General features: G+C 41.8%; 15 protein-coding genes. 3 read left to right on the top strand and 12 right to left on the bottom strand.

Annotation, left to right across the window (positions count from 1 at the left end; translation table 11 throughout):
- Nucleotides 1–25: 25 nt before the first annotated feature.
- From R2Q85_RS13355 to R2Q85_RS13320, 8 genes are all read right to left on the bottom strand, one after another.
- A complete protein-coding gene (locus R2Q85_RS13355) occupies nt 26–2,473 on the bottom strand; it encodes a glutaminase domain-containing protein (protein ID WP_316812293.1) in 2,448 nt (815 codons plus the stop codon).
- Nucleotides 2,474–2,503: 30 nt separating this feature from the next.
- Entirely contained in the window at nt 2,504–3,565 is a 1,062-nt protein-coding gene (locus R2Q85_RS13350) for a glycoside hydrolase family 76 protein (protein ID WP_316812292.1), read from the bottom strand.
- 1 nt (nt 3,566) lies between these two features.
- Entirely contained in the window at nt 3,567–4,568 is a 1,002-nt protein-coding gene (locus R2Q85_RS13345; RefSeq protein ID WP_316812291.1) for a DUF4973 domain-containing protein, read from the bottom strand.
- A 20-nt stretch (nt 4,569–4,588) separates the two neighbouring features.
- Nucleotides 4,589–6,667 carry a RagB/SusD family nutrient uptake outer membrane protein gene (locus R2Q85_RS13340; RefSeq protein ID WP_316812290.1) on the bottom strand — a complete coding sequence of 693 codons (2,079 nt, stop codon included), beginning with the start codon at nt 6,665–6,667 and terminating at the stop codon, nt 4,589–4,591.
- A gap of 10 nt (nt 6,668–6,677) precedes the next feature.
- A complete protein-coding gene (locus R2Q85_RS13335; RefSeq protein WP_316812289.1) occupies nt 6,678–9,812 on the bottom strand; it encodes a TonB-dependent receptor in 3,135 nt (1,044 codons plus the stop codon).
- Nucleotides 9,813–9,833: 21 nt separating this feature from the next.
- Nucleotides 9,834–11,213 carry an IPT/TIG domain-containing protein gene (locus R2Q85_RS13330; RefSeq protein WP_316812288.1) on the bottom strand — a complete coding sequence of 460 codons (1,380 nt, stop codon included), beginning with the start codon at nt 11,211–11,213 and terminating at the stop codon, nt 9,834–9,836.
- Nucleotides 11,214–11,541: 328 nt separating this feature from the next.
- Nucleotides 11,542–12,774, bottom strand: a complete 1,233-nt coding sequence (locus R2Q85_RS13325; RefSeq protein ID WP_316812287.1) for a glycoside hydrolase family 105 protein — start codon at nt 12,772–12,774, stop codon at nt 11,542–11,544.
- Between the two features lie 78 nt (nt 12,775–12,852).
- Nucleotides 12,853–14,007 carry a glycoside hydrolase family 130 protein gene (locus R2Q85_RS13320; protein ID WP_316812286.1) on the bottom strand — a complete coding sequence of 385 codons (1,155 nt, stop codon included), beginning with the start codon at nt 14,005–14,007 and terminating at the stop codon, nt 12,853–12,855.
- Between the two features lie 292 nt (nt 14,008–14,299).
- Here R2Q85_RS13320 and R2Q85_RS13315 point away from each other — a divergent pair, with 292 nt between their 5' ends.
- A complete protein-coding gene (locus R2Q85_RS13315) occupies nt 14,300–17,491 on the top strand; it encodes a two-component regulator propeller domain-containing protein (RefSeq protein WP_316812285.1) in 3,192 nt (1,063 codons plus the stop codon).
- Between the two features lies 1 nt (nt 17,492).
- Entirely contained in the window at nt 17,493–18,266 is a 774-nt protein-coding gene (locus R2Q85_RS13310; protein WP_316812284.1) for a DNA-binding response regulator, read from the top strand.
- Nucleotides 18,267–18,269: 3 nt separating this feature from the next.
- Here R2Q85_RS13310 and R2Q85_RS13305 read toward each other — a convergent pair whose 3' ends face one another.
- A complete protein-coding gene (locus R2Q85_RS13305; protein WP_316812283.1) occupies nt 18,270–19,886 on the bottom strand; it encodes a glycoside hydrolase family 43 protein in 1,617 nt (538 codons plus the stop codon).
- Nucleotides 19,876–21,525, bottom strand: a complete 1,650-nt coding sequence (locus R2Q85_RS13300; RefSeq protein ID WP_316812282.1) for an FAD-dependent oxidoreductase — start codon at nt 21,523–21,525, stop codon at nt 19,876–19,878. The genes R2Q85_RS13305 and R2Q85_RS13300 overlap by 11 nt, the downstream gene beginning before the upstream one ends.
- 223 nt (nt 21,526–21,748) lie before the next feature.
- On the opposite strand from R2Q85_RS13300, the gene R2Q85_RS13295 reads away from it, so the two are divergent.
- On the top strand, nt 21,749–22,183 hold the full coding sequence (locus tag R2Q85_RS13295) for a carboxymuconolactone decarboxylase family protein (RefSeq protein ID WP_316812281.1): 435 nt from the start codon (nt 21,749–21,751) through the stop codon (nt 22,181–22,183).
- 53 nt (nt 22,184–22,236) lie between these two features.
- Here R2Q85_RS13295 and R2Q85_RS13290 read toward each other — a convergent pair whose 3' ends face one another.
- Entirely contained in the window at nt 22,237–23,121 is an 885-nt protein-coding gene (locus R2Q85_RS13290) for a DMT family transporter (RefSeq protein ID WP_316812280.1), read from the bottom strand.
- A 24-nt stretch (nt 23,122–23,145) separates the two neighbouring features.
- A complete protein-coding gene (locus tag R2Q85_RS13285) occupies nt 23,146–23,787 on the bottom strand; it encodes an FMN-dependent NADH-azoreductase (protein WP_316812279.1) in 642 nt (213 codons plus the stop codon).
- Nucleotides 23,788–23,853: the final 66 nt, after the last annotated feature.

The raw sequence follows: 23,853 nt of genomic DNA, 5'->3' as shown, positions 1-23,853 counted from the left end.
AATTTACCATTTTCCTATTAAAGCGCTATCTTTTATTCAATCGATGATCCAATAATTTGATGGCATAACCACCTACCACACTACGTGCCTGGAAACCGACCTGTTTACCATCTGTAGTTTCATACCAGTCACTTAACGGCACCCTGCTTGTCGATTCCAGAACAAATTTATGGATCGGTTTTATGAAGCGCTCAAAATCAGACCGGTTATCGGTCAAGGTTGCAGTCCATACAATCCAATCAGATTTGGTATAAGTTTTACGGCTATCTAATGGTAAACCAAAGGTATTTTGCTTTTTCAGGTAAAAGTCAATCTCCTTTTTATAAACCGCTTCGGGAAAGATATCGAGCTTCAATACCTTATCCCATACCAGGTTATACTTCTGGCTCCAGGTATTTTTCAAATCGAATGTTAAAGCATAGTGATCTCCGGCATCTGCCATTTCCATCCATTTTTTTGCCATTTCTTTAGCCATAGGTGTATACTTTGCTGCTGCTTCTCTTTCTCCCAATTGTGCTGCAAGCTTTCCGTAACCTCCCAAGGCTACAATCGCCTTTATCGATAAATTTGTATTCCGGGCCAGATGACCGGCAAAATCATCAGTGCACAATTGGTTTGCCGGATCAAAACCATTTTTATTCAGGTAATCAGCCCAGACAGCGAGTGTTTTCCAGTGTTTTTTAGCATAGGCTGCATTGCCTTCAACCCTGGCAATGGCTGCTGTAAGGATGAGCATGTTACCAGCTTCCTCTACAGGCATATCCTCGCCATAGGTTTGTCCGTTAGCCAAAGGGTAAGTACCCAAATCGTGTGCAGGAAAAGGTTTTTTCCATTTACCGCTTTCACTGTAATAGAAAATCCCGTTTAACATTCCTTTCAACAAATCAGGATTGTATACCAAAAACAATGGCGCTGAGGGGTAAGTGATGTCTACAGTATTGATAGATCCATTACTAAAATTCTCTTTAGAAAGAAATAAGAGCTCGCCCTGCGGGCTTTCTACCAATTTGTGTGCAGAGATGGCCTGCCGATAGGAGATGTCTGAAAGATCAGCATAAGCGGCACCTCCAGCCTTTAAATTTGCAGCATGATATTGTTTGTTAAATGCAACGCATTTTTGTAAAACCGCAGCATGTTCATTGCTGGCGAGTGTAAGTTGCTTAGCCATGGTCTGGTTATTTTTCCGGTTCCACCATGGCTTTAAGTTTTTGCCGAAATACTGGACAGATTCGATATCATCATAGCCAATCAATATAGTTTTTTCCGTAGTGGTATTCCCTACACTAAAAGGCAGCACCGTAGCCAATGTTAAGCTTTTGCCTTTCGCCGGAACAGCAGCTGCTTTTCCGCTGATAAAAGATGAAATGGCATCTGCTGATGAAGCGATATATTGTTTTCCGCTATTTTGCGCAACTGCAACATACATATAGCCCCAATCGATACGGATATCATCACCTCTTTTTTTCAATACCGGCTGTGCTGTCGTACCAGCTTTAAGCACCGAGAGCGCGCCGTTTCTGTAACCTGATGCCTCTACTTCCTGAGCAATATGATTGCTCGCAATATCAGTTGATGCGCCAAAATAAACCTGCGCATTGTGCTTTTGCCCGTCATTGGATTTAAGCTGGAACGACACATAAGAAACCGGCCTGGCCAACAGGTCAAGATTGTCCATCAGCAAAGGCGATGTGAAAGTAAGCTCAAGATCCACTTTGCCCGCACTGAACTGATAAATGGTTTGTGTAGCATTTACGGTTACGCTGTTTTGTTTAGCCATAAGTACCGATTTTAATTCGGCTGCAGGCTTTTCAACAGCCAAACCCACATCTAACCATTGGCCACCGGCAGTATTTTTAACATGTGCGGCGATAACATTTTTGCCTTTTTTCAATACGTCCTTTATCTTTTTATCAACAGGGATATACACATATTTACCGGTCCAGCAATTACAGGTATAAACTTTAACCCCGTTTAAAAACAGCTCGATGTTATCGTCATGATTGATCCTTAAATTCAACCCTTTAACATCGATATTGTCCAGGTTAAACTCGCGGCGCATCCATAGGTTCTCACTTTTCCACTTGGTTTTGGCGTCGCCGTCACCAAATGCTGCGTTTCCGGTTTTCCAGTCAGTATCATTATAATCCGTTTTTTCCCAACCGGCAGCCGGCGCTGTTTCCAGATATTTTGCTGTATAGCTTTTGTCTTCAGCTGTGGGCAAAAGCATTTCAAAACTCTTTTCAGGTTTACCTAAAAAACTGTATACCTGCTGGTCAACTTTAATCAATCCGGATAGTGCGTGGTTCGTGCCTGTCCAGTGTTTTGTTGGCCCCGCATTGAGCTCATCAGAAAAAGACCAGATGCTAAAATAAGGATCGTGTGTAATCAGTGGATAGGCCGGTGCTTTACGCTGCTGGGCGAAGACACCAAGCGCTGCTGCAAACAGGCCTAAAGAAAAAAAGATTCGTTTCATTTGTTTTGTGTTAAGTATTTTATGATCTGTCTAGTTAAATGGTAAAGTATTCATCAGCAATGAAACCGCAGTTGAACCTCCAAAAGCAGATTCAGGTTTGCCTTCAGGTGTTTTTGTCGCCCATTTGGTATGGATAAGCCCAAGGGAATTGCGATTTTCATAGGCTGTTCTGGCATTCAGCAACATCCAGTCTGTAAATGTCTGTTCTTTGGTCTCCAGCATATAGCTCCTGGCATATCGCACAAAAATCCCTTTGAAACCAGGCAGATCGTCGCCCCCAACTTCATTGTTCATCACCTGCCCCTTGTACATCGTATCTTTAATATAACCCGCCATTTTTTTTGCATCATTCAAATAAGTCAGATTTTTTGTGTGTTTATAGAGCAGGATTGCCGCGCCCATAAAAGTCCCCTGATTGTAGGTGGAGCTCCATTCAAAGGTGGTTATCTTTTGGGTATTGTCATCCATATCAATGCCATCGTTCACCTTTCCGGTTTTCGGATCAAAAAGATATATTTTAGACCATTTATACAGATCAACAGCCTTATTATAATAGCCTTCATCACCCGTAGCTTCAGCTAAATAACAACAAGCAACCATAGCAGGTCCGTTGATACAAGCATTTTTTGACGTTTTTTTCTCTTTCCATATCAGACCACCACCATAACTTTTGGTATATGCCCGGGCATACATTTTGTCGAATTGATCCTTTGTTTTCAGCAGGTAAGCTTTATTGCCTGTAAAGTTGTAACCCCGCACACAAAACAGCACTGCCCAGGTGATGTCATCATTGAAGTCATTGTACATCCAGTCTTCTTTATTACTGGCAATGAAATTCCGGTAAAGTTTGTTAAACCGGGCGATGTACATCGGATCCTTTGTTACTTCGTAAGCATCCAGTACCCCTTCTATCATCTCGGCCTGGTCCCAGAAACCTTTTCCGTTTTCGACATCATATGCTTTGTACCATGCTTCGAAAGTCTGTTTCGCAGCCAGCATTTTAGTGTTTACTATACCTTCCTGTGCTATCGCTACATCGTCATATAGCAAAATTATCAGCAGGCATAGCATGATTCTTTTTAAAAACCTCATTTTACCATTGAATTTGCTGGTCCTGGTCTGGTATAAGCGTATTCAGGTCGCGTTGCATGGACAATGTACCTTCTACTTTATATTTCAACCGCTGGCCAGGAACAGTTGTATAATCTTCAAACTCATAAGACAAATAAAGTGTAATATAGATATGTTTCATATATGGAAGTTTGGCATCCATTTCCTCATCTATCGTGTAATACGATTGTGATGAGCCCAACTTAAATTTGTTGTTCACCGCATTGTCACTCCATACTTCCAGTTTTTTCTTTTGAACGTCGATTACGTTATCAGTAAACTTGATCAGTACCTTATAATTTTTGCGATCCAGGTAGTCGATATCACGCGTTCCGGCATAGAGAAAAATAGTTTTGTTATCTACCACATAGGTTCTGTGTGTATTCAATGTTAAAGCATCCGATTCCCCATCCAGGAAAATCTTATACAAGGTACCTCCGTATTCACCAGAGTAATCATTAAATGGAGTAATACGCAACATCGCTCTCCTGTAACTTTTGTTAGGGTTCGCTTTATAATCGTAAGATGGATCATCTAATATCTGTATGGGCAATACCCATTTATCAGATTGGTCCAGGTCACCTAGTGTGAAATCGATCGGTAACGAAATTGTGCTCACTCCTTCAGGGACAGTGATCGTCTTGGGCAAGTTATAATATTTAGTATCTAACTGCCTGAAATACAGTTCCTGCCTATGTCCATATTGCTCCTGATTTAATCTTGCCAACGTATCAGGATCCAAACCAAGATGTATGGTTCGAGCCTTAGTATTTTGCGTTGAACCACTGATTACAATGGGCAGATTATATCTAACTGCCCCATCAGCATTATAGCGTAAGTAGCTCCAGGTCACTCCCTGAGCACCTGGTATGGCTTTAAATGAAGCCATTTGGGTAAACTGCTCGTCTTCCCATTCATTCTTACATGAAACACAGCATATCGCTGTTATGATCACTAAAAACAGCCTATATATATTCTTCTTCATTTTTTGCAGATTATGGTAAATTATTCGGGATTTGTCCAACCTGGGTTTTGGGTCAGGTATTTATTACGTTTAAGCTCATCAAAATGAATGGGCCAAAACCACATTTTAAGTGTAAATATTGAAGGCAGCGATGGCGTCTCCACAACAAGATGGAAAAGGTCTGCCTGCAATTTAGTTGCATAAGAATTATTTCCATAGACGGGAGCCGATTCTTCCGCCGGGGCATCCGTCCAGCGACGCAAATCAAAATAACGTTGTCCTTCGGCAAATAGCTCGATCTGGCGCTCTCTTTTCAGTTTTATACGGAATTTATTTGCATCAGCATATACTTCGTTGGTGTAGTCAGCTAATCCCGCACGGATACGAACCGGCTGGATTCCATGTTTCATCTCCCCAACACTACGTGATATCGCATGTGTTTTACTGCCATCCCAGGAAGAAATATTATAGGATCCATTCAATTCATTTAAGGCTTCAGCGTAGATCAGTAAAATGTCTGCATAGCGGATGGCGGGATCCACTTTTTTTGTCATTCGACCTGCATCATAGCCATTGAGCAGCGTATTACCCATATCATCCGGGTGTACATACTTTTTGATACCAATTCCCGTACGTGTCCAGTAACTGGTATTTTTATAACCATTGGGGTCCCCACGATAATAAAAGACCTGTTGATTAGGTTTTTCGTCTTTTACGGTTTCTGCATTGAGGAGATTCCAGGTAGAGCCATTATAAGAAACGGAAGCGTAAAAACGAGGTTCACGTTTTGCGTACTGTTTATTTACACCCACCCCCAATGCACCTAATTCAGGGTAATTAGCCAATTCATCCTGCTTTACAAAACCAGTGGCCCGCGGCTGCGTATTGTAACGGCCTTCGTAATTCGGTCTGCCCGCGTACATATTGTTCATGCCAGGTATATCAGTTCCGTCATTCATGTAGTAAGCATCAATCTGTTTTTGGGTCATACCGTGTGAATTATAACCTTTTCCTTCCAGACGTGGCAACTGATGAACTACCAGTACATTGATCCCCTCACCACCCTGGTTTTGCCCACGGGTAAAAATCAGTTCAGGATTTTGATAGGCAGGGACGGTTCCGTTAAATAAAGCCCGGTAAGATTCGTAAGGATCAATGTCCTTCCAGCCTGCAGGCCAGTTGTTATTAGAGAAATTGTTATCCGTTGGTGGCGTCACAGTTGCCGGATAAGCAAGATCTCCTGTTGCTTTTTTATAAGCAACATACAATTGGTATTGCCCCAAATCCATAACATCCTTCGCTGCGGCAGCGGCCCTGGCCCATTTACTTTCATCATAGGTTGGGGAAAGTAAAGGCTTGCCGTCTTTAGTAATCATCGCCGCAGCAACTTCAGCCGGCGCTTTTCCATTGGCCAGGGGGCTTGCAGCAAATAGTAATACCCTGGCGCGAAGACCCAGGGCAGCGCCTCGGGTGGGCCGCGCAACGTCTTGTATGCCTTGCTGAAGCGAAAGTACCTTTGCGGCTTCTACAAGTTCATTGGCAATATAATCTGCACATTCCTGATAAGTATTCCTTGCCTGTGCAATTTCATCGTACTCCTTTGTATAGTCGATACCTTCGTCGGGCACAATAGGTACCGGACCATAGGTACGTAAAAGGATCCAATAATAATAAGCTCTCAGAAACCGGGCTTCACCTTTCATTTCTGCAATTTCATTGGCTGTAAAGGTTTTATTGATGTCGATGTTTTTCAGGAAAATAGATGCCTGACGAATTCCCTGATAGGCATTAACCCATATTCCCTTGCTTTCGCCACCTAAACCACTTTCAGTGTACTGACCGTTTTTCCATCTTTTATATTCATCATTTTCATCACCGTAAAACATATCATCGGCAAAATTAAAGGGTATGATTTTTTTACTGGCTACATCCTGTAACTCGCTGGTTCCAAGGAAATAGTAAGCACGTGCTAACCATTTGTTTGCATAATCTGAATTGCTGAAGACATCCTCGGTTGTCAGTCGTTCATCAAACAAATAATCTGAGTCCAGATATTTTTTACACCCTGCAATTGTTAAAATAAATGCGATGAGGGCTAAAATTATAGGTATTTTTTTCATTTTATTTTTCTTATAGATTAACTGACAAACCCACTGATAAGGTTCTGCTTAGTGGATAAACTTTTCCATTTGGGTTTCCCAATTCCGGATCCCAAAGTTTGAATTTTGAAAAGGTTAACAGGTTTGTACCCACAAAGAAAACTCGTGCATTGCTCAATCGAGCTCTGTTGACCAAAGACTTAGGGAAGGTATAACCGATATCCAGCGTTTTCAAACGCATATACGAACCGTCTTTAATCCAGAAAGTAGATTTTCGATAATTATTCGAATTCGCCCCGTAAGTCAATCGTGGGTAATCCGCATTTGGATCTTCATTTGTTCCCAATACCCAACGGTTGCTGTTGGCCAGCTCATTCAATACATTTCCCCATCCGTCACCACCCTGGAACATATAAACAGAACTGCCGTCTATGAAGTAACTGGATTTTCCTACCCCTTGAAAATGCACATTGATGTCTAAGTTTTTCCAGCTGGCGGCGAGGCCAAATCCATAAGTCAGATTCGGCTTTGTTGTGGCTCCAATTGCAACAATATCGTAGTCATCTACGCTGCCATCGCCGTTGATATCTTTATACTTGATGTCCCCTGGCATCACTTCGCCAAATTCCTGCTTTGGGCTGTTCCTAATGTCGTCATAGTCTTTGAATAGCCCTAGAGAAACCAGCCCCCTGGCCTGGTTTACGCGATAGCCCTCTTGCAGCCGGTATCCGTAAATTGTGTTTTCTTCATCTCTTTCCAGGATCTTATTTTTACTATAGGTCATGTTGCCACGTAAGGTGAAATCCACTCCTAATACTTTTTGTTTGAGAACAAAATTACCATCAAACCCGCGCGACTGTACTTCACCTACATTGGCAGATGGATTACTCTCTACCCCTAAAAATCCAGGCAAATAATCACGTCGCATATAAATGCCTTCACGACGTTCGTCAAAATAGTCTACCGCTCCTGAGAACTTGTCGCCGAAAAAGGAATAATCAATTCCCAAATCTTGCTTGGTGGCAATCTCCCAGGAAACAGTAGGAGAAGATAAGGAAGAATAACGAAGGCCTCCCCAAACACGAGCATCAGATTCGAAATCTGCAAATTGATAACCTCCCGCTCCTATCGGAGTTCCGTCAGGGTAGTTCTGGACAACCCCGGCATCGTTTCTTTGATACAACTGCTCAAGATCATACAAGTAAGGGAATCTGATGTCGTTGTTTGAAGCATCTTTACCTAAATTATCGTTCCCCGTTTTACCGTAAGAATATCGGATTTTAAACATATTTACCCATCCTAAATTTTTTATCAAAGATTCCTCCCCAATATTCCAGGCACCTGATATGGCGGGAAAAAATCCAAAACGATAATCTCTGTGAAAATTCTCTGAGCCGGTATATCCAAAATTAAAATCCACAAAATATCGGTAGTTCCAATTGTAATTTACCCGTCCTGCCAAGCCCTGGTTACGGCGGGCAATTCCATTTTTAAGATCGACGCCTATATTTTGAGTAAATACTTTAGAAGATTGGTTGTATTTTGCCACTGCTCCGAATTGATGATTTCCTATCTGTTTGTCATAATAAAGGTCCCATTCAAAGAAATCCCTCCGCTCTCCGTTTGAGCCGGCAGATTGACTCATTATTTGCTCCAGCCCCTGGCGCGAAAATAAAAGTTCACCATTTGTTTCCCGATATCGATTTGCCTTCCACACTTCGGGTTTTTTACTTCGCTTTATATAATTGTCATTGTAGGTGTCATATCCGTATCGACCTATAAACCGAAGGCCATTGGTAATGAAATCCAGTTTTTGCTCCAGGTTTAATGTCGTCTGGATGTTATTCTTCCAGCTTTCATTATATCCGGTCATTGTACCCTGGACCCAGGGATTGAGATTGTCATCTTTACCTGTCCATGAGGGTATTTTTCCGTCTGAATATTGCATAGGCATCATGATCGGATTGTAGCCCATCAAGGAGGTCCAAATCGCATCCGTTCCTGCACCTGGGTCATTCTGTTTACGTAAGGAACCGGAAACCCCAACCCTTAATAAGGTAGATTTTGTGATGTCCATATCTACACTTAAACGATAGGTATACCTACGGAAGCTGGTATTGGTATTGTAATCACTCAGGGCTTCATCGACTTTATACATACCATCCTGATTTTGATAACTTCCGGAAACATAATAGCGTGCGGTCTTTCCACCACCACTTATATTTAATACACTACGTTGACTTAAAGCATTATCACGCAGCAAAACATCCATCCAATCAACATTGGGGAACAGATCAGGATCCAGGCCTAAACGAAGTATTTCTAATTCAGAGGCAGAATAAAGCGCTTGCTGATTTCTGGTGGTCTTGGCTTCGTTAGCCATAGTTGCATAGGTGTATCCATCTGCGAAATCAGGAAGCCTGGTTGAAGAGTTGGAAAACGCCTCTATCTTGGCATTGATGTTAACTTTCCCTTCCTTTCCACGTTTTGTGGTAATCAATACCACTCCATTGGCACCCCGACTACCATAAATAGCGGTCGCAGAGGCATCTTTTAATATGGAAAAGGATTCAACATCTTCTACATTGACTTCATCCATGTCACGTTCAAAGCCGTCTATCAATATCAAGGCTGAATTATTGGCCCCAAAAGTAGATATGCTACGTACCCAAAATTCAGATACACTACCCGGTCTGCCCGATGTTTGCATTGCCTGGATACCAGGGACAACGCCAGCCAAAGCATTTGCCATAGATGTAGAAGGATTGGATTTCAACTGATCTACATTTACCGTAGTAATTGCGCCAGTAACTGCTATTTTTTTCTGAGCACCAGTAGAAGTAATCACGATCTCGTCGAGCGCACCGGCATCTGATTCTTTCAAGGTAACATTGACTACACGTTGCTCTTTCACCAATACTTCTTGTTTTTCAAAACTGATGTAAGTAAAGACCAAGGTTTTATACGGAAGTACCTTGATGCTATATCTTCCCTCTGAATCGGTTATCGCGCCCAATCCCGGCATGTCCGCAACGGATATACTGACACCTACCATAGGTATTTTTTTTGCGTCGGTAACAATCCCTTTGACAATGACCTCTTGCTGTGCCCGAACTTCAAATGAAATTCCAATCCACACCAGGCATGTTAGTAAAATAAATTTCATATATACTTGTATTTTCTTTAGTTATTCTTCTTTTGATATTTTACGAATGAGCCAGTTCCCAGCTTCACCGATGTAGAAACACTTTTTAACCTCATCATACGCGATTGCCTGCGGACTATTGAAACGTGCCTCAGTACGCAGATCACCGTTGACATATCCGCTAGTCCCATTGTTTCCACGCCCGGCATAGGTGCTAACCCGTCCTTTCGGTGTCAAAATACGTATGGCATGATTATTCCTGTCGCAGAAATAAAAATCGTACTGATCTCCCCCCGATATTTCATAATCCGGATTTTTCACAAATACGCCTTGTACTGGACTATTCAAACGAGCGTTGGTTCCTATTCCATCTGCATAGCCCGAAGTACCAGCTGCTCCACAGATGGTATAAGGGATTTTAAACGTTTTGTTTACACGGTCATAATCGGTACGCATGATAAAATGCTTATCATATTCCACTAAATAAGCATAGTCACCGGATGGATGGAGCACCATATAAATAGCCACACCACTGTAGGGATTGGTAAATACCAGTTTATCTTCTTTGGTCGTGAAATTATAACTGCGTATATCGCCTGCTCTAAACCTGGAATAATACAACATTCCAGTTTGTGGGTGAACAAATGTACCTCTTACGCCTCGCATGTAAACTTCGATCGCTTGCTTCTGGGTAAAATTTGATTCACGACTAAATATGTAATTGCCATATTTGGTATCACTGGCATGATTGTGTGAAACTATCATATCCTGATTTCCATCAGTTCTCCAGGTTAAGACACCAACATTGTCAAGTGTGGTTCTGAAGTAACTTACATACTGTTTTTCAAAATCAATCAATCTGCTGCTGCTGGATCCTGCCGCAACATAAAGATGATTATGATTTTTCGGATCAAAGGAAAACCATTCCATACCCTTAAATCCACCGCAATCGTTAAAGGGACCTTCCTTTTCCTGAAAATCGGTTCCCACCTGATAATATTTACCAAGAAAAGTAGAGACCAGCCATTTCCGTGTATAGGAAAAAGCCTCTTTTGATGCAGCCTGAGCAAGCTCTTCCTTATTATCACCAAGAATACTGACTTTTATATCTCCATCATAGGCCTCTTCGGGTATGACACAATACAAACTGTTGTTGTTCACCCCGACAACTTTGGCTACTTTCCCTCCAATAACTACCTTTATTTTAGAAAGGTCATTGCCAAAATTCTCCCCATAAATGACCAGGTTGTTTCCTACTCCTCCCTCTTTAGGGTAGAAATCTGTAACAACTACCGGTTTAGCGGGATCGAACCCGGTTTCTTGCTTTACTTCATCCTGTTTGCAGTGCGTAAAGCAAAGAACAATCAACCCGAGCAACATCCAATGGATTTGCCAGTGCATAACATTGTTTTTTATTTTCATCTTTTTATAATTATCGATTATGAACTAATTGGTCGGATACATCGTTTTGACCGGAAATCACAGACTTTATTATGAAAGCCCTGATTGACAAAAAGATCAATACATCACAGTAAATCCGGGTAGTCAGAAAAACGGCCCGACAAAATATATGAGGTAAGGGGGTTAGGGTGTAAGAGCGTAAATTTGTTTCATACGATAGTTTTTATACTGCAGGTACTGCGGGCATTATAGCCAGAAGAGCGAATGCAGTCGGTTTATATTTGGTTTATTGAAATCAAATTAACCGATTATGATTTACATAATTTGTTCAACTTTTTGTCGAATTATCTCAATTTACAGCTGGATTAGACTTATTGTATTTCACCATTTCGGCACCAGCCATAATTACCGGCCCAATGCCATGTACATCATTATAAGGAACTGGTCTTCTGTAATAAAAGCTCACTGCATCTGATATCCCAGTACCGATACAGATGTCAAAAATTCCTCCCTGCTGATCTACTTTTGAGGCTACGCCTTTCCAGCCTTCTTTGGCAATGCTGATGTAAGATTTAGGGATCCATCCTTCATTTACGGCCTTAGCCACTGCATAGGTAAACATAGCGGTGGCTGAAGTTTCCAGATAGGAATCTTTTTTATCCAGTACCTGATTCCAGAGGCCGGATACGTCCTGGTAACGTGCAAAGCCAACAATCTGACGCAAAAGGAGGTCGATCAGATGTTTACGTTTCGGATGGTTAGCTGGCAATGCAGCAATCAAATCTGTCTGCGCCAGTGCGAGCCATCCGTTGCAACGCCCCCAGCGCGCTACACCTTGTTTATTTACATCGGTATAATAGCAATGTATATAAAGGCCACTGGCATTATCATAAAGATAATTGTTAAAATTATCAACCTGTAAAATGGCGTCGTCGAAATATTTATGATCACCTGTAATTTTCCCCATACGCGCAAGCAGGGGAACACTCATGTACAGGTCATCAGCCCACAAAGTCATTTTCCTTGGGCCAGGGCGCACTAAGGTTTTATCTGACAATCTCAGTTGTTTGGTACTGATATAATCGGTTGCACGTTTTAAGTATGCTGTATAATCAGCCCGTTTTGCGGTTATATTTACATCTGCCAGACCTGCTGCCAATGCCCCGCAGGCATCAAGTTCATTCATCGCAAAAAGCGGCATCCATTCCGTCCTCACATTTTCCTTATAGAGTTTTTCAAAATAGGCACTATTGCTGAATACAAAATCATAGTTGCGCGCAGCATATTCAGCATACTTTGCTTCGCCCGTAAGGTTGCCCAACTGCACCATGCTTATGGCCAATACCCCCATAGGGTAATACCATTTATTGTAAGGGCTTTCGGCCCTAAGACCGGGCATACTTTCCAGGCCTTTTGTAGAAGGATACTTAAGCCCTGTTTTCAGATCTTTAAACTGATATGATGTGTTATCGATCACATAATTTGCTACACGGCGTATGACATCTTCAGGTTTGCTACTGGGTTGCGCCTGGCTAAAAAATGCGTAAATAATTAAAAGAATCAATAGTGAGTTTTTTTTCATATTTGGTTTATTTATTGGTTTGTGATTTTTTTCGGTCCTTGTTCTGCGGGATGATGACCACTCATCAATGCATGCTGATCAGTTACTGACTGGATCGGGCTCAGCTCGTTTGGCCGGATCATATATGGCTACCCCAACCCTTGAATCGGCACAGCCATAATAGAGAAACCATTTTTTCTTAAACCATGCCATACCTTCAATAAATACGGTGCCATTGCGGTATTGTCCGCTTTTTTCAAAGGGTTCCATAGGTCTGAAGAAAGGGACATCAAGACGGGCCAATAATTTGGTTGGATCTGTATGGTCAAACAGCATTTGACCCGCGCAATATGCACCCCCATTATACCGCTTGTCACCTTTGTCTCCAGAATTGTTTCTGCCATTGTAAAGCAGAACGATTCCTTTTTCGGTCATTACAGCCGGAGGCCCGCATTCAGTCATATCGCTATCGAAAAAACCTTTTCGCGGCGATGCCAGTTTTAGCAATGATCCCTGTGCATCTACCAAGGGCTTCCAATCAACCAGATTTGATGAAGTTGCACCATATACATGCCTTTCACCCCAGTACATGAAATATTGTCCATTCCATTTGAGGATAACTTGCCTGTCCCGGTTAACCTGGGTTAAAATGGACGCTGATTTTGTAGGAATGTTTAAAAATTTCCCCTGATAAGCATCCTGAAATATCGGACCATGCTTTGTCCAATGGATGAGGTCTTTTGAAGTCGCGGCTCCCAATCTTGGTACCTTTCGGTTCCATTGCGTATATAACATGAGGTAAGTGCCATCTTCAGTTACTGCGATTCTGGGGTCTTCGCATCCCCCTGGCCATTCAAACTCTTTTTGATCATCATGGTCAGGGTAAAGGACAGGTCCATCCTTACGGGCAAAATTCAAGCCGTCCTTACTAACGGCATAACCCAGCCTTGAAGTCCGGCTGCCAATCTTAATCCCGCTTTTGTCTTCTGATCGGTAAAGCACCACAACTTTTCCATCTTTAACTGCAGCTGCCGGGTTAAAGGTATCGTTAGCCTGCCAATGAATGCTGGAATTGGTCATGGGATCGCGAAATGTAGTGTTTGAGTCTGCAGAAATCACAGGATTTACACCTTTAGGCCTCACAAAACCGCCAAGTGCCCAATCGGGAAGTATGTTTTTATTTTGCGCTAAACTGCTGATACCGGTACAGCATGTCAGTATCAGGCTTAATAAAAGAAAATATACGTTTTTCATAAATTTATCATGCACAGGAGCTGTTAGCAATAACAGAATGGTGACAGTCGGTTTAGTAAATGGTAGGATTTATACCTGGTTAATTGTTTCAAAGTAAAGAAATGAAGTCTGTAATATCTGATCATATCTTTGTCGATTTGTCTCAAATATCCACCCATTTTTTCATAAAACACAACCATAAAATACTGACAATCAATAGACAACAAATTGAACAGCCATCCAAATATTGATCAGCAACTTACCATAAAAGATAAAACCGGGCTATTTATATATATTTGAACAAACCCTGATTATGAGGCACATTTTTTCATTTGTTCTTTTTCAAGTGATGCTGTTTTTTGCAGTACTTAGCTGCAAAGGACAATCTTATTATTTTAAACATTACCAGGCTGATAACGGGTTGGCACACAATTCAGTGACTTCGATCATACAAGATAAAAAAGGGCTGATCTGGATTGGTACCCGTGGCGGGCTGAACCGTTTTGATGGTTATACCTTCAAAACTTATAAAAATAAAAAAGATAAATTTGGCAATGTAGGCAATAACATTGTAACCGCTATTGTTGAAGATAAAAACGGCATGTTGTGGCTTGGCACCGGTAAGGGGGTTTTTAGGTATGATCCTTATCAGGAAGAGTTTACTGCACTCGAAACAGCACCGCAGAATTACATTAGCCATATCCTGATCGACGATCAAAACAACGTATTTTTTTTAGCCGACGGCCAACTTTACCAATACATTCAAAGCGCGCATAAACTGTTGGATTTGAAAATGCATGCATCCTGCCTCGCAATTGACAGCAGCAGCATAAATTTATGGATGGGCGATGATGATGGTTTGGTGCACGCTTATAACCTGCGGACTAAATTAACTAAGAGCACCAGAATAATCAACCAGAATATTCATCCAAATTTACGATCGATAAGCAAAATATTTCCGATGAAGGACAATAAGCTGTTGATCGGATGCTTTAAACAAGGGCTAAAAAGTTACAACGCCAACACCGGTGTCATCAGCACTTTAGCACTGATTAACACGAACAATACCGATTTATATGTACGTGACATTACTGCTGACAGCAACCAGGAATATTGGATCGCCACCGAATCTGGTATATTTATTTATGATTTAGCAACCAATACAAGCCGTAACTTACATAAAAGGGCGGGTGATCCCTATTCAATTGCAGACAATGCAGTGTATACGGTATGCAGAGACAATCAAAACGGGATGTGGGTTGGAAGCTTTTTTGGCGGGATAAGTTACTATTCAAAAGAGAATGCACGATTTGAAAAGTATTACCCGCTAATGGGCACCAATTCCATATCGGGTAGTGCTGTACGTGAAATTTGTTCGGATAACAAGGGCAATCTGTGGATTGGTACAGAAGACGCAGGCTTCAATAAGTTTAACGTAAAAACTGGAAGGTTTACCAATTATACTTCGACTGGAAAAAAAGGAGATGTATCCTATCCCAATATACACGGTATGGTCGCATTTAGAGATCAGTTATTTCTGGGGCCATTTTTACATGGCATGGAAATCATGGATATGCACACCGGCTTAATAACGGATAGGTTTAAATTCGTTGGTGACAAGAATGACCAGGTCAGCGATTTTGTACTCTGTATCTATGTGACCAGGGATAGCACCCTGTTGATTGGCACCGCATACCGTGGGTCGGGTTTGTTTACCTATAACACGAAGAACAAAACATTCAGGCGTATACAGGAGATACCGTATAATTCTTACGTTTTTGATATCAAAGAAGACCATAAAGGAAATATCTGGACCGCCAGTGTATCACAGGGAGCTTTTTATTATAACCCTAAAACTGGCAAACATGGCAACATCCGCTTCGGAGACAGGGTCAAAAATAAAATCATAAATGAATTTCAAATATATGGAATACTGGAAGACAGCAACCATGCCATGTGGTTTACTACCGGAGGCGGGGGCCTGATCAAATTAAGTCCAGATGGAAAAACCGTTAAAAAGTTTACTACCGAAAATGGCTTGCCAAGTAATATCATGTTCCGTATGCTGGAAGACGATTCTAAACGCCTCTGGATAAGCTCGCTTAAAGGATTGATATGTTTTGACCTGCGTACAGAAAAGTTCAAAATTTACACGCAATCGAACGGCCTGATCACCGACCAGTTCAATTACAACTCGGCTTATAAAGATACCAATGGCAAAATGTATTTCGGATCCGTTAAAGGAATGATTGCTTTTAACCCTAAGGAGTTTGGACAAAAAGAGACCGATCCGCATATCTATATCACCGGCTTACAAATTGACAATAAAGAAATCGCGCCCGGCATAAAGAATGGTCCGCTAAGCAAATCTATTTTGTATACGGATACGATCGTACTATCGCACAATCAGACCAATTTCAGCATTGAATTCGCCGCGTTAAATTACTCCTCTCCAGAGGTTACCCGGTACGAATATTTAATGCAGGGCCTTGATAAAAACCGGACTTACCTTAGCAGCAACCGCAAAGCCTATTTTACGGATTTATCGGCAGGCGACTATACCTTTATAGTCCGTGCCAAAAGTAATGTAGGTAGCTGGACAGGCAAAGAGCGGCTTCTTTTCATTAAGATACTCCCCCCTTTCTGGAAAAGTTATACCGCTTATTTTTTCTATGCGGTTGTATTGGCGATTAGCCTGTTTTGGTCTATACGCTATTATCATCGCTATCTGGAACGTAAAAACCTGCATAAGCTGCAACGCTTTGAACACGAAAAGGAAAAAGAAATTTACCAGGCTAAAATTGAGTTTTTCACCAATATCGCACATGAAATACAAACCCCTTTGACATTAATATTGGGCCCTGTTGAACGAATGATTAAAAAGACAGCCGAAGATGCTGGTATTAAGAAAAGCCTGCTTATGGTTGAAAAAAATGCCAAACGTTTAGATGAGCTGACCAGTCAGCTGCTTGATTTCCGTAAGACCGAAATGGATCAGTTTGGATTAAACTTTGTCAATACCGATATCAGTCATCTATTAAGGGAACAAATTGCTGCCTTTAAGCACGAGGCTGAAAAAAATAATATTTCTTTGCATCTTGAACTTCCTAAAAAAGATGTCATTGTTTTTGCAGATAGGGAAGCATTGGTAAAGATCTGCTGCAACCTGATCTCGAATGCTTTAAAGTATGCTGCATCTACAGCCACCGTGCGTTTAAATGCTGTTGCCCCAACTGATGAGCAATTTACCATCAGGTTTAACAATGATGGCAAAGGAATTCCGGATGAGTACAGAGAACGAATATTTGAACCATTCTTCCGATTGCGGAACAGTGATAAATCCGGCACAGGCATCGGGCTCTCACTGGCTAAAACCCTGGCAGAATTACACAACGGCTCGTTAAAATTAGTATCCGGAGATGTGGACCTGGTGATTTTTGAATTAACTTTACCTGTTCATCAAAAATTTGAATTTAAATTGAGTAGTTGGAAAAAGATAAAATAAAATGATCGACAGTATTCTAATCATAGATGACAACGAGGATATCCTGGAATTTTTATCAGAAGTTCTGGGCGACACCTATAAAGTTCATCTGGCCGAAAATGGCGAAAGCGCCCAGGATATTTTAAATAACGAAATCGTTGACCTGATCATATCAGACATCATGATGCCCGGGATAGACGGTTTCGAGGTTTGCCGGCTGGTTAAATCAAACGTTGAATATTGCCATATCCCCGTGGTGCTGCTCACTTCAAAAAACACGTATAACGCTCACATAGAGAGCCTGGAAGTTGGTGCCGACGTTTATATCCAAAAGCCATTTTCTCCGGAGTTGTTACAGCTGCAAATTGCCAACCTGCTAAAAAATCGCTTAAATATAAAAACGCACTTCGCGAGCTCGCCATTTGAAGATGTGCGTGTAATGGCACATTCAAAAACCGACGAATCCTTCCTGAAAAAGCTGGACGAATACATCCGTAAAAATATAAAGGACCCAAATATTGATATTGACCAGCTCGCCGAACATATGCACATGAGCCGTCCTACATTTTATCGTAAAATAAAATCTCTCTCCTCACTATCGCCAAAAGAACTGATCGACATTACCCGCCTTAAAAAAGCAACACGACTAATTGCACAAAATGAATTTAGCTTATTCGAGATTGCTAAAATGGTGGGTTACAGTAGCCAAAGCCTGTTTAATAAAAATTTTCAGCGGTATTTTAATACCACTCCAATGGAGTATATCAATTCCTTGAGTAAAGATGCTGACCTTTAAAAATCAATTGTTCTTTAGTTCAAAACTTTTAAAAACTCCTTTTTCGGACGGCATACCTTTAACCACAATACCGGCCCTGTAGCCCATCCCCCAGGGAACATATTTGCCTGCATCAAATTGCCGGGTATAAAACTTCAGCCAGTCAGATGCATTGTCCTTATAAAACAGGTCTATCAGCTTTCCACCATTACTAATTTTCATTTTTAATTGTATGGAGCCCGATAATGCAACATTTGATTGCTTGAGCACAGTATACTTTCCATCTAAATTACTAAAAACAGTATATCCTTTTTCGGAGGCCGCAATACCAATTCCTCCCAACTCACCCGGCCACTTACTTTTCACTATCGCGCCGCCCAAACAGATCCCGGTAAGTGCGATTCCGGTTTCAACTTCAGCAATAATGTCAAAATCTACTGATTTAATGTATTGTCCCAGGAAAGTACCCAGCTTATGATTTTCGTTGGAAGCAGCAAGGTTCAGCCCTTTTTTGAAATCCATTGCCGGCCTTTGTAGTTTTGATGGCCATTGCCAAACCAGGTTCAGCTTTTTATCTTTTTGAAAATCATCAAAAAAATCAAGATCTGCTTTTGGACGGTTCGCTATGGTTGCATTATGGAGCACCGGCCATCCATCTGCTCCCTGCTTTAATTCTTCAATGATACCTTCACGGCCAACAAAAACATCATAGTTTTTATTAAAGGCATGGTAAAGCATAAACAACCTGTTGTCGGCAGACTGGACAACAGTTCCATGACCAGGACATCTCCACTTGTCATTACTAACCATAACCGGGTTTTTATTGTATTTCTCCCAGGTTCCGCTTTCCAGACTTTTGGTTCTGGTAATCCCTGTTTTATAATTGCACCGGAAATCGCAGCAGCCACCAACCGCATAAAGACTATAGATGTAATCTCCCATCCTGAAGAAGCAGGCGCCTTCTACCAGGGCCGTTTCCCATGGCTGGCTATTCGTATAAGCTTTCTTCTTTTGACCTAATAGTTTCGTACGGCTTTCATTAATTTCCTGCATCCATATCCAGCTTTCCTTTCCACAGCCGTTGCCATCGTTTTTCCAGAAGGCATAGATCTTGCCATTGTCCTGTAGCTCAAATGCGTCAATAGCACCGCAATCGTCTTCAATGATAACAGGGCCATTATCGCTAAATTTTCCGGATTCAATCTGGTCTGCATCTATCCAGGCAACACCACATTGCAGGCCGGGGTTCCCTTTCACTTCACGGTTATGCGCGGTGTAATAGGCGTAAATCCGATTTTGTTTAGCGTCATAAGCCAGCTCCGATGCCCAGAAATTATTTTCACCCCATTGGTTCTTCATATCTTTAAACCCATCAGGAAATACGTGATTGACCAATTTCCAATCTTTTAGATTGGTCGATTTATAGATGGTGAAATAGGGTGCCCATTCGTTTGTCGTAGAGGTGGCATAATATACCTGTCCTACCCTTATGATGGAGGGATCAGGATTGTCGCCTGGTAAAGCCGGATTGACAAAGGGCGCATTAACGGGGATAGCTGTCATTTTTGAGACATCCTTTTTGTTCAGGCCACAGGAAAGCAGCGTTAAAGCAAATAATAGAAATAGTAGTCTAGTGTTCATATCTTAAGCGTTGCTTTTGTTTAAGCAATAATTCTTGTAATGTTGAGTAGTTTATTTTTTGTACAGTTGTACCCTGGTCTATCGCCAGTGCAGCCGCAGTAGCTGCAGATTCTCCAAGGATCATAAATACTGGTTCCATACGCACAGAACCGTAAGCGATATGTGAAATAGAAAGGCAAACGGGCACCAGTAAATTGGTACATTCCTTACTTTTCGGCACTATCGCATCATAAGAAATTCCGTAAGGCTTTGGTGCTTTTACGCCTATATCCCCTTCATTTTGTACAAATCCTTCAGCAGTTACATAACGCTGGGTATTGTGAGCATCCAGGGCATATGATCCCATGCCAACGGAACGCTGTACGGGCTTTTTACCTAAAATTTCATTTTCGGACATGACATAGTCGCTAACCATTCTCCTTGCTTCCCGTACATAAATCTGATGTGGCCAGCCCCCGTTGTCTTTAAATTCGTCTTTCGCCAATCCCCAGGTGCTCATCCGCGTACGGATGTCTGCTGGCACTTTTGGATCATTGGCCATGTAATACATCAGGCCTTTCTGATAATCCTCATGTTGTTTCACGATTGCCCGGCGTTCTTCGTAGGATGCCTTAGGATAACCATAGTTCATGCCGATGAAATCGGTACTGAAAGGACCATGATTATTGCTGTCCGTTTTTCGGTTGGGTATGGCATCAAATTTATTAAAAACCTCCCTCCAGCCACCAGCAAAAACTCTGGCCAGCAATTCGTAATCAGCAGGATTATAATTGTCCGGCCTGGGAAAAGTAATTCTGTTATCCGGATGGTTGGATAAGCACATCCTGAAGCAATATGCCTGTATTTTACTGTCACCTGCCCCTTTCTCTCCCGGATATTCCGCTGATATGCCAGCAAGCAGTCCGCTGCTTTTATCCCCAGGAACGATATAAGGATCTATTGAACTTTTAAAATGATGTCCGTGCTGAAACACCTCTGTCTGGACACCATTCCATTGTTCGCCATACTGCGCATTAGCCTCACGACCTACATGGTAACTGACCCCGGCTGCAGCCATCAGGTCCCCTTCATAAGTTGCATCAATAAATACCTTGCCTTTAAATACATCACCGCTCAGTGTAGTTATACTGATAATCTTACCCGATTTCCTATTTACTTCTTTTTTCCGGTCCAGCCATTGGTTCCGGTAAACCGGAATCTGGTGTTCCTTGACAAAATCTTCCATGATGCGTTCTGCAACGTGGGGTTCAAAAATCCACATCGTCCGGTCATTGCCATCTATGGCAGGTGTCCCCTGTCCTTTATTGCCGTATTCCGCTTGTCTTTGCCACTTCCAGGCGGTGTCTGTCTGATAATGCAGGTATACCCTGTGATAAAATTCGCGCGCCAGCCCGCCAATCACCTCTTTGTTGCCGGTATCGGTAAAACCCAGACCACCTGCAGAAAGCCCGCCAAGATGTACATCCGGAGAAACGACAATGACTTTTTTCCCAAGTTTAGCAGATTGTACTGCCGCTGTGATGGCTGCTGATGTACCTCCATAAATGACAATATCAGCTTCAAATGTTTTAGAAATGCGTTGCGCTTTAGCCAGGCAGACGGATAAGATGATAAAAAATAAGGCAAGTAATTTCTTCATAGCTGGTTGCTTGCGGATGAAGTAAGGCAATAAATACGGCAAATCCTATTCATTTTTTTGTCGAATTGTCTCATTTAATCAGCGCCATGTTCTTCATTAATTCAGACGAAAAAAGGCTAGATATTAAACCTAATCTGGGCTACTTCTTATTTCGGAACTGGCATACTCAACACCTTTATCCGAACCGTATTTTTGTATTAACGAATAATATAAATATTTAAAAATGAAAACAAGAATCAAAATCGATCAGGTTGAACCAGCAGGATATAAAGCTGTACTCGGACTGGAAAAGTTTATAGAAAGCACGCCACTTACAAGAATTCATAAAGACCTGATCAAAATCAGAGCTTCCCAAATCAATGGCTGTGCCTTCTGCATCGACATGCATACCAAAGAAGCCCGCAAAGCCGGAGAAACGGAACAGCGCATCTATGCGCTTAACGCCTGGCGTGACACACCATTCTTTTCAGAAGAAGAACGTGCGATTTTAGCTCTCACAGAAGAAGTAACACTGATCAGCAATCATGTTAATGATGAAACTTACCAGCAGGCTGCCAAAGTATTGGAAGAAACCTACCTGGCTCAGGTGATCTTGTCTATCATCACTATAAATGTTTGGAACAGGATTGGCATCACAACTGCACTATTACCGGCATAAGACTTAAAATTGGTATAAAAAGACAGCCTCTTCGTTTTGAAGAGGCTGTCTTTTTAATTTGCCCCAATCTTCATAAAAGCCATAGCGAATAAAATAAACACAACTCCGATCCATTGGGAAAGACTGACCGGCTCTTTTAATAGGATACTTGCTGTCAGTAAAGCCACTGGAATTTCAATCGAGGCGATAATTGCTCCCAGACCAATTCCGGTAAGCGGCATACCCCTGGTAAACAATAAAGGTGGAAGAACCGTTCCAAATAAAGAAACCAGCAATCCCCAGCTGGCAAAAATTTTCATGGAGAAGCCGGGGTTCAGCGAAGCATGAAAAATCAGCAAAATAATGATCAATCCACCCAGGATCATAAACAAACTTCGTTTTAATGGCGGGAAATGAAGTTCAAGGTTATTGGATGTGTACATCGTTGCAGTATAGGTAACCGCAGCCAGCATCCCCCAGCCAATGCCATACCAATTGATACTGACGGAATCACTAAGCAAACGCGTAGCAAGTACAGTTCCTGAAAGAATGATAAAAACTGCTACAATTTTTCTGGTTACCGGGGCCTTTTTCTGTAAAAACATCTCCAAAACCACGCCCATCCAAACCGTTTGCATCAGCAGTACAATGGCTACCCCTACCGAAATATACTGAACAGCCATGTAATAAAAAATACTGGTCAGCCCGAGTGAGCTCCCGGCTATAACCAGCCTAAATATGCTCCTGATGTCCGAGGAATTTCTTTCAGGTCCCTTCTTGCGCTTACCGAAGAAACTGAGTACAAACAAAATAACAAATCCTGTTGCGAACTGCGAAATGGTAACTTCCGCAGTACTGAAGCCATCCAGATAAGCAAGCTTCACAAACGTACCCAGCATGCCATAACAGGATGCTCCAAACGCAATTAAAATGCTTCCTTTAAACACGCTGCTTTTCATCAGTATAGCTTTAACGGTTAATTATTAAACGAATCCTGTCTCAATCAGTTCTTTAATCCTATGGTGAGAAAGCTGGATATCTTTGGTCAGCTGCTCACCTTCCTGGGCAGTACCATCAACAGCTACCAAATGGATATTTTGGACGCCCATCATGTTAAACACAGTTTTTAGATACGTATTCTGAAAATTCATATGTTCATTTGCTTCTCCTGGTTCATATTGCCCCAAACCTCTTGACAGCATGAGTATAAGTGTCTTATTTTCGAGCAAACCAACATAAGGATGCTGTGCATTTTCCCGGTCGATACTAAACGTCTTGGAAAATCTAAGTACCTGATCAATGTACGCCTTAAGCGGACTCGGTATTGACCAGTTATACATTGGCGAACCCAGTACAATAATATCTGCATCGTGCAACTCTTCGATACAGCTGTCACTCCAACTGAGGATTTCAAGTTCTTCGGGCGAGCGCTGAGTCTCGGGCTTAAATGCCGCGGAGATCCAGCTTTCGGTAATGTGCGGTACATTCGAGTTTCCCAATTCACGATAAGTGATCACTGAATCACTATTTTTAGCGCTCCATTGTTCCACGAAAACCTCAGTGAGTTTCCGGCTTTTAGAATTCAGCGTCCTGGCGCTGGCATTAATCAACAATACTTTCTTCATCAGTTTTTAATATTTCCATCAAAATTATGCTGATATTGGATTACATTTACAGACCAATTTTCACAA

Origin of the sequence: Pedobacter heparinus (genome assembly GCF_032678725.1) — a bacterium.
Taxonomy (GTDB): Bacteria; Bacteroidota; Bacteroidia; order Sphingobacteriales; family Sphingobacteriaceae; genus Pedobacter; species Pedobacter heparinus_A.
Note: the sequence above shows the minus strand (reverse complement) of the source record. Positions and strands in the feature narration are given on the sequence as shown.

Coding starts and splice junctions, on each gene's coding strand:
- R2Q85_RS13325 (WP_316812287.1), bottom strand. CDS start 12,774: ATGAAAAAAAACTCACTATTGATTCTTTTAATTATTTACGCATTTTTT.
- R2Q85_RS13350 (WP_316812292.1), bottom strand. CDS start 3,565: ATGAGGTTTTTAAAAAGAATCATGCTATGCCTGCTGATAATTTTGCTA.
- R2Q85_RS13305 (WP_316812283.1), bottom strand. CDS start 19,886: ATGAACACTAGACTACTATTTCTATTATTTGCTTTAACGCTGCTTTCC.
- R2Q85_RS13300 (WP_316812282.1), bottom strand. CDS start 21,525: ATGAAGAAATTACTTGCCTTATTTTTTATCATCTTATCCGTCTGCCTG.
- R2Q85_RS13290 (WP_316812280.1), bottom strand. CDS start 23,121: ATGAAAAGCAGCGTGTTTAAAGGAAGCATTTTAATTGCGTTTGGAGCA.
- R2Q85_RS13335 (WP_316812289.1), bottom strand. CDS start 9,812: ATGAAATTTATTTTACTAACATGCCTGGTGTGGATTGGAATTTCATTT.
- R2Q85_RS13310 (WP_316812284.1), top strand. CDS start 17,493: ATGATCGACAGTATTCTAATCATAGATGACAACGAGGATATCCTGGAA.
- R2Q85_RS13345 (WP_316812291.1), bottom strand. CDS start 4,568: ATGAAGAAGAATATATATAGGCTGTTTTTAGTGATCATAACAGCGATA.
- R2Q85_RS13340 (WP_316812290.1), bottom strand. CDS start 6,667: ATGAAAAAAATACCTATAATTTTAGCCCTCATCGCATTTATTTTAACA.
- R2Q85_RS13355 (WP_316812293.1), bottom strand. CDS start 2,473: ATGAAACGAATCTTTTTTTCTTTAGGCCTGTTTGCAGCAGCGCTTGGT.
- R2Q85_RS13285 (WP_316812279.1), bottom strand. CDS start 23,787: ATGAAGAAAGTATTGTTGATTAATGCCAGCGCCAGGACGCTGAATTCT.
- R2Q85_RS13315 (WP_316812285.1), top strand. CDS start 14,300: ATGAGGCACATTTTTTCATTTGTTCTTTTTCAAGTGATGCTGTTTTTT.
- R2Q85_RS13320 (WP_316812286.1), bottom strand. CDS start 14,007: ATGAAAAACGTATATTTTCTTTTATTAAGCCTGATACTGACATGCTGT.
- R2Q85_RS13295 (WP_316812281.1), top strand. CDS start 21,749: ATGAAAACAAGAATCAAAATCGATCAGGTTGAACCAGCAGGATATAAA.
- R2Q85_RS13330 (WP_316812288.1), bottom strand. CDS start 11,213: ATGAAAATAAAAAACAATGTTATGCACTGGCAAATCCATTGGATGTTG.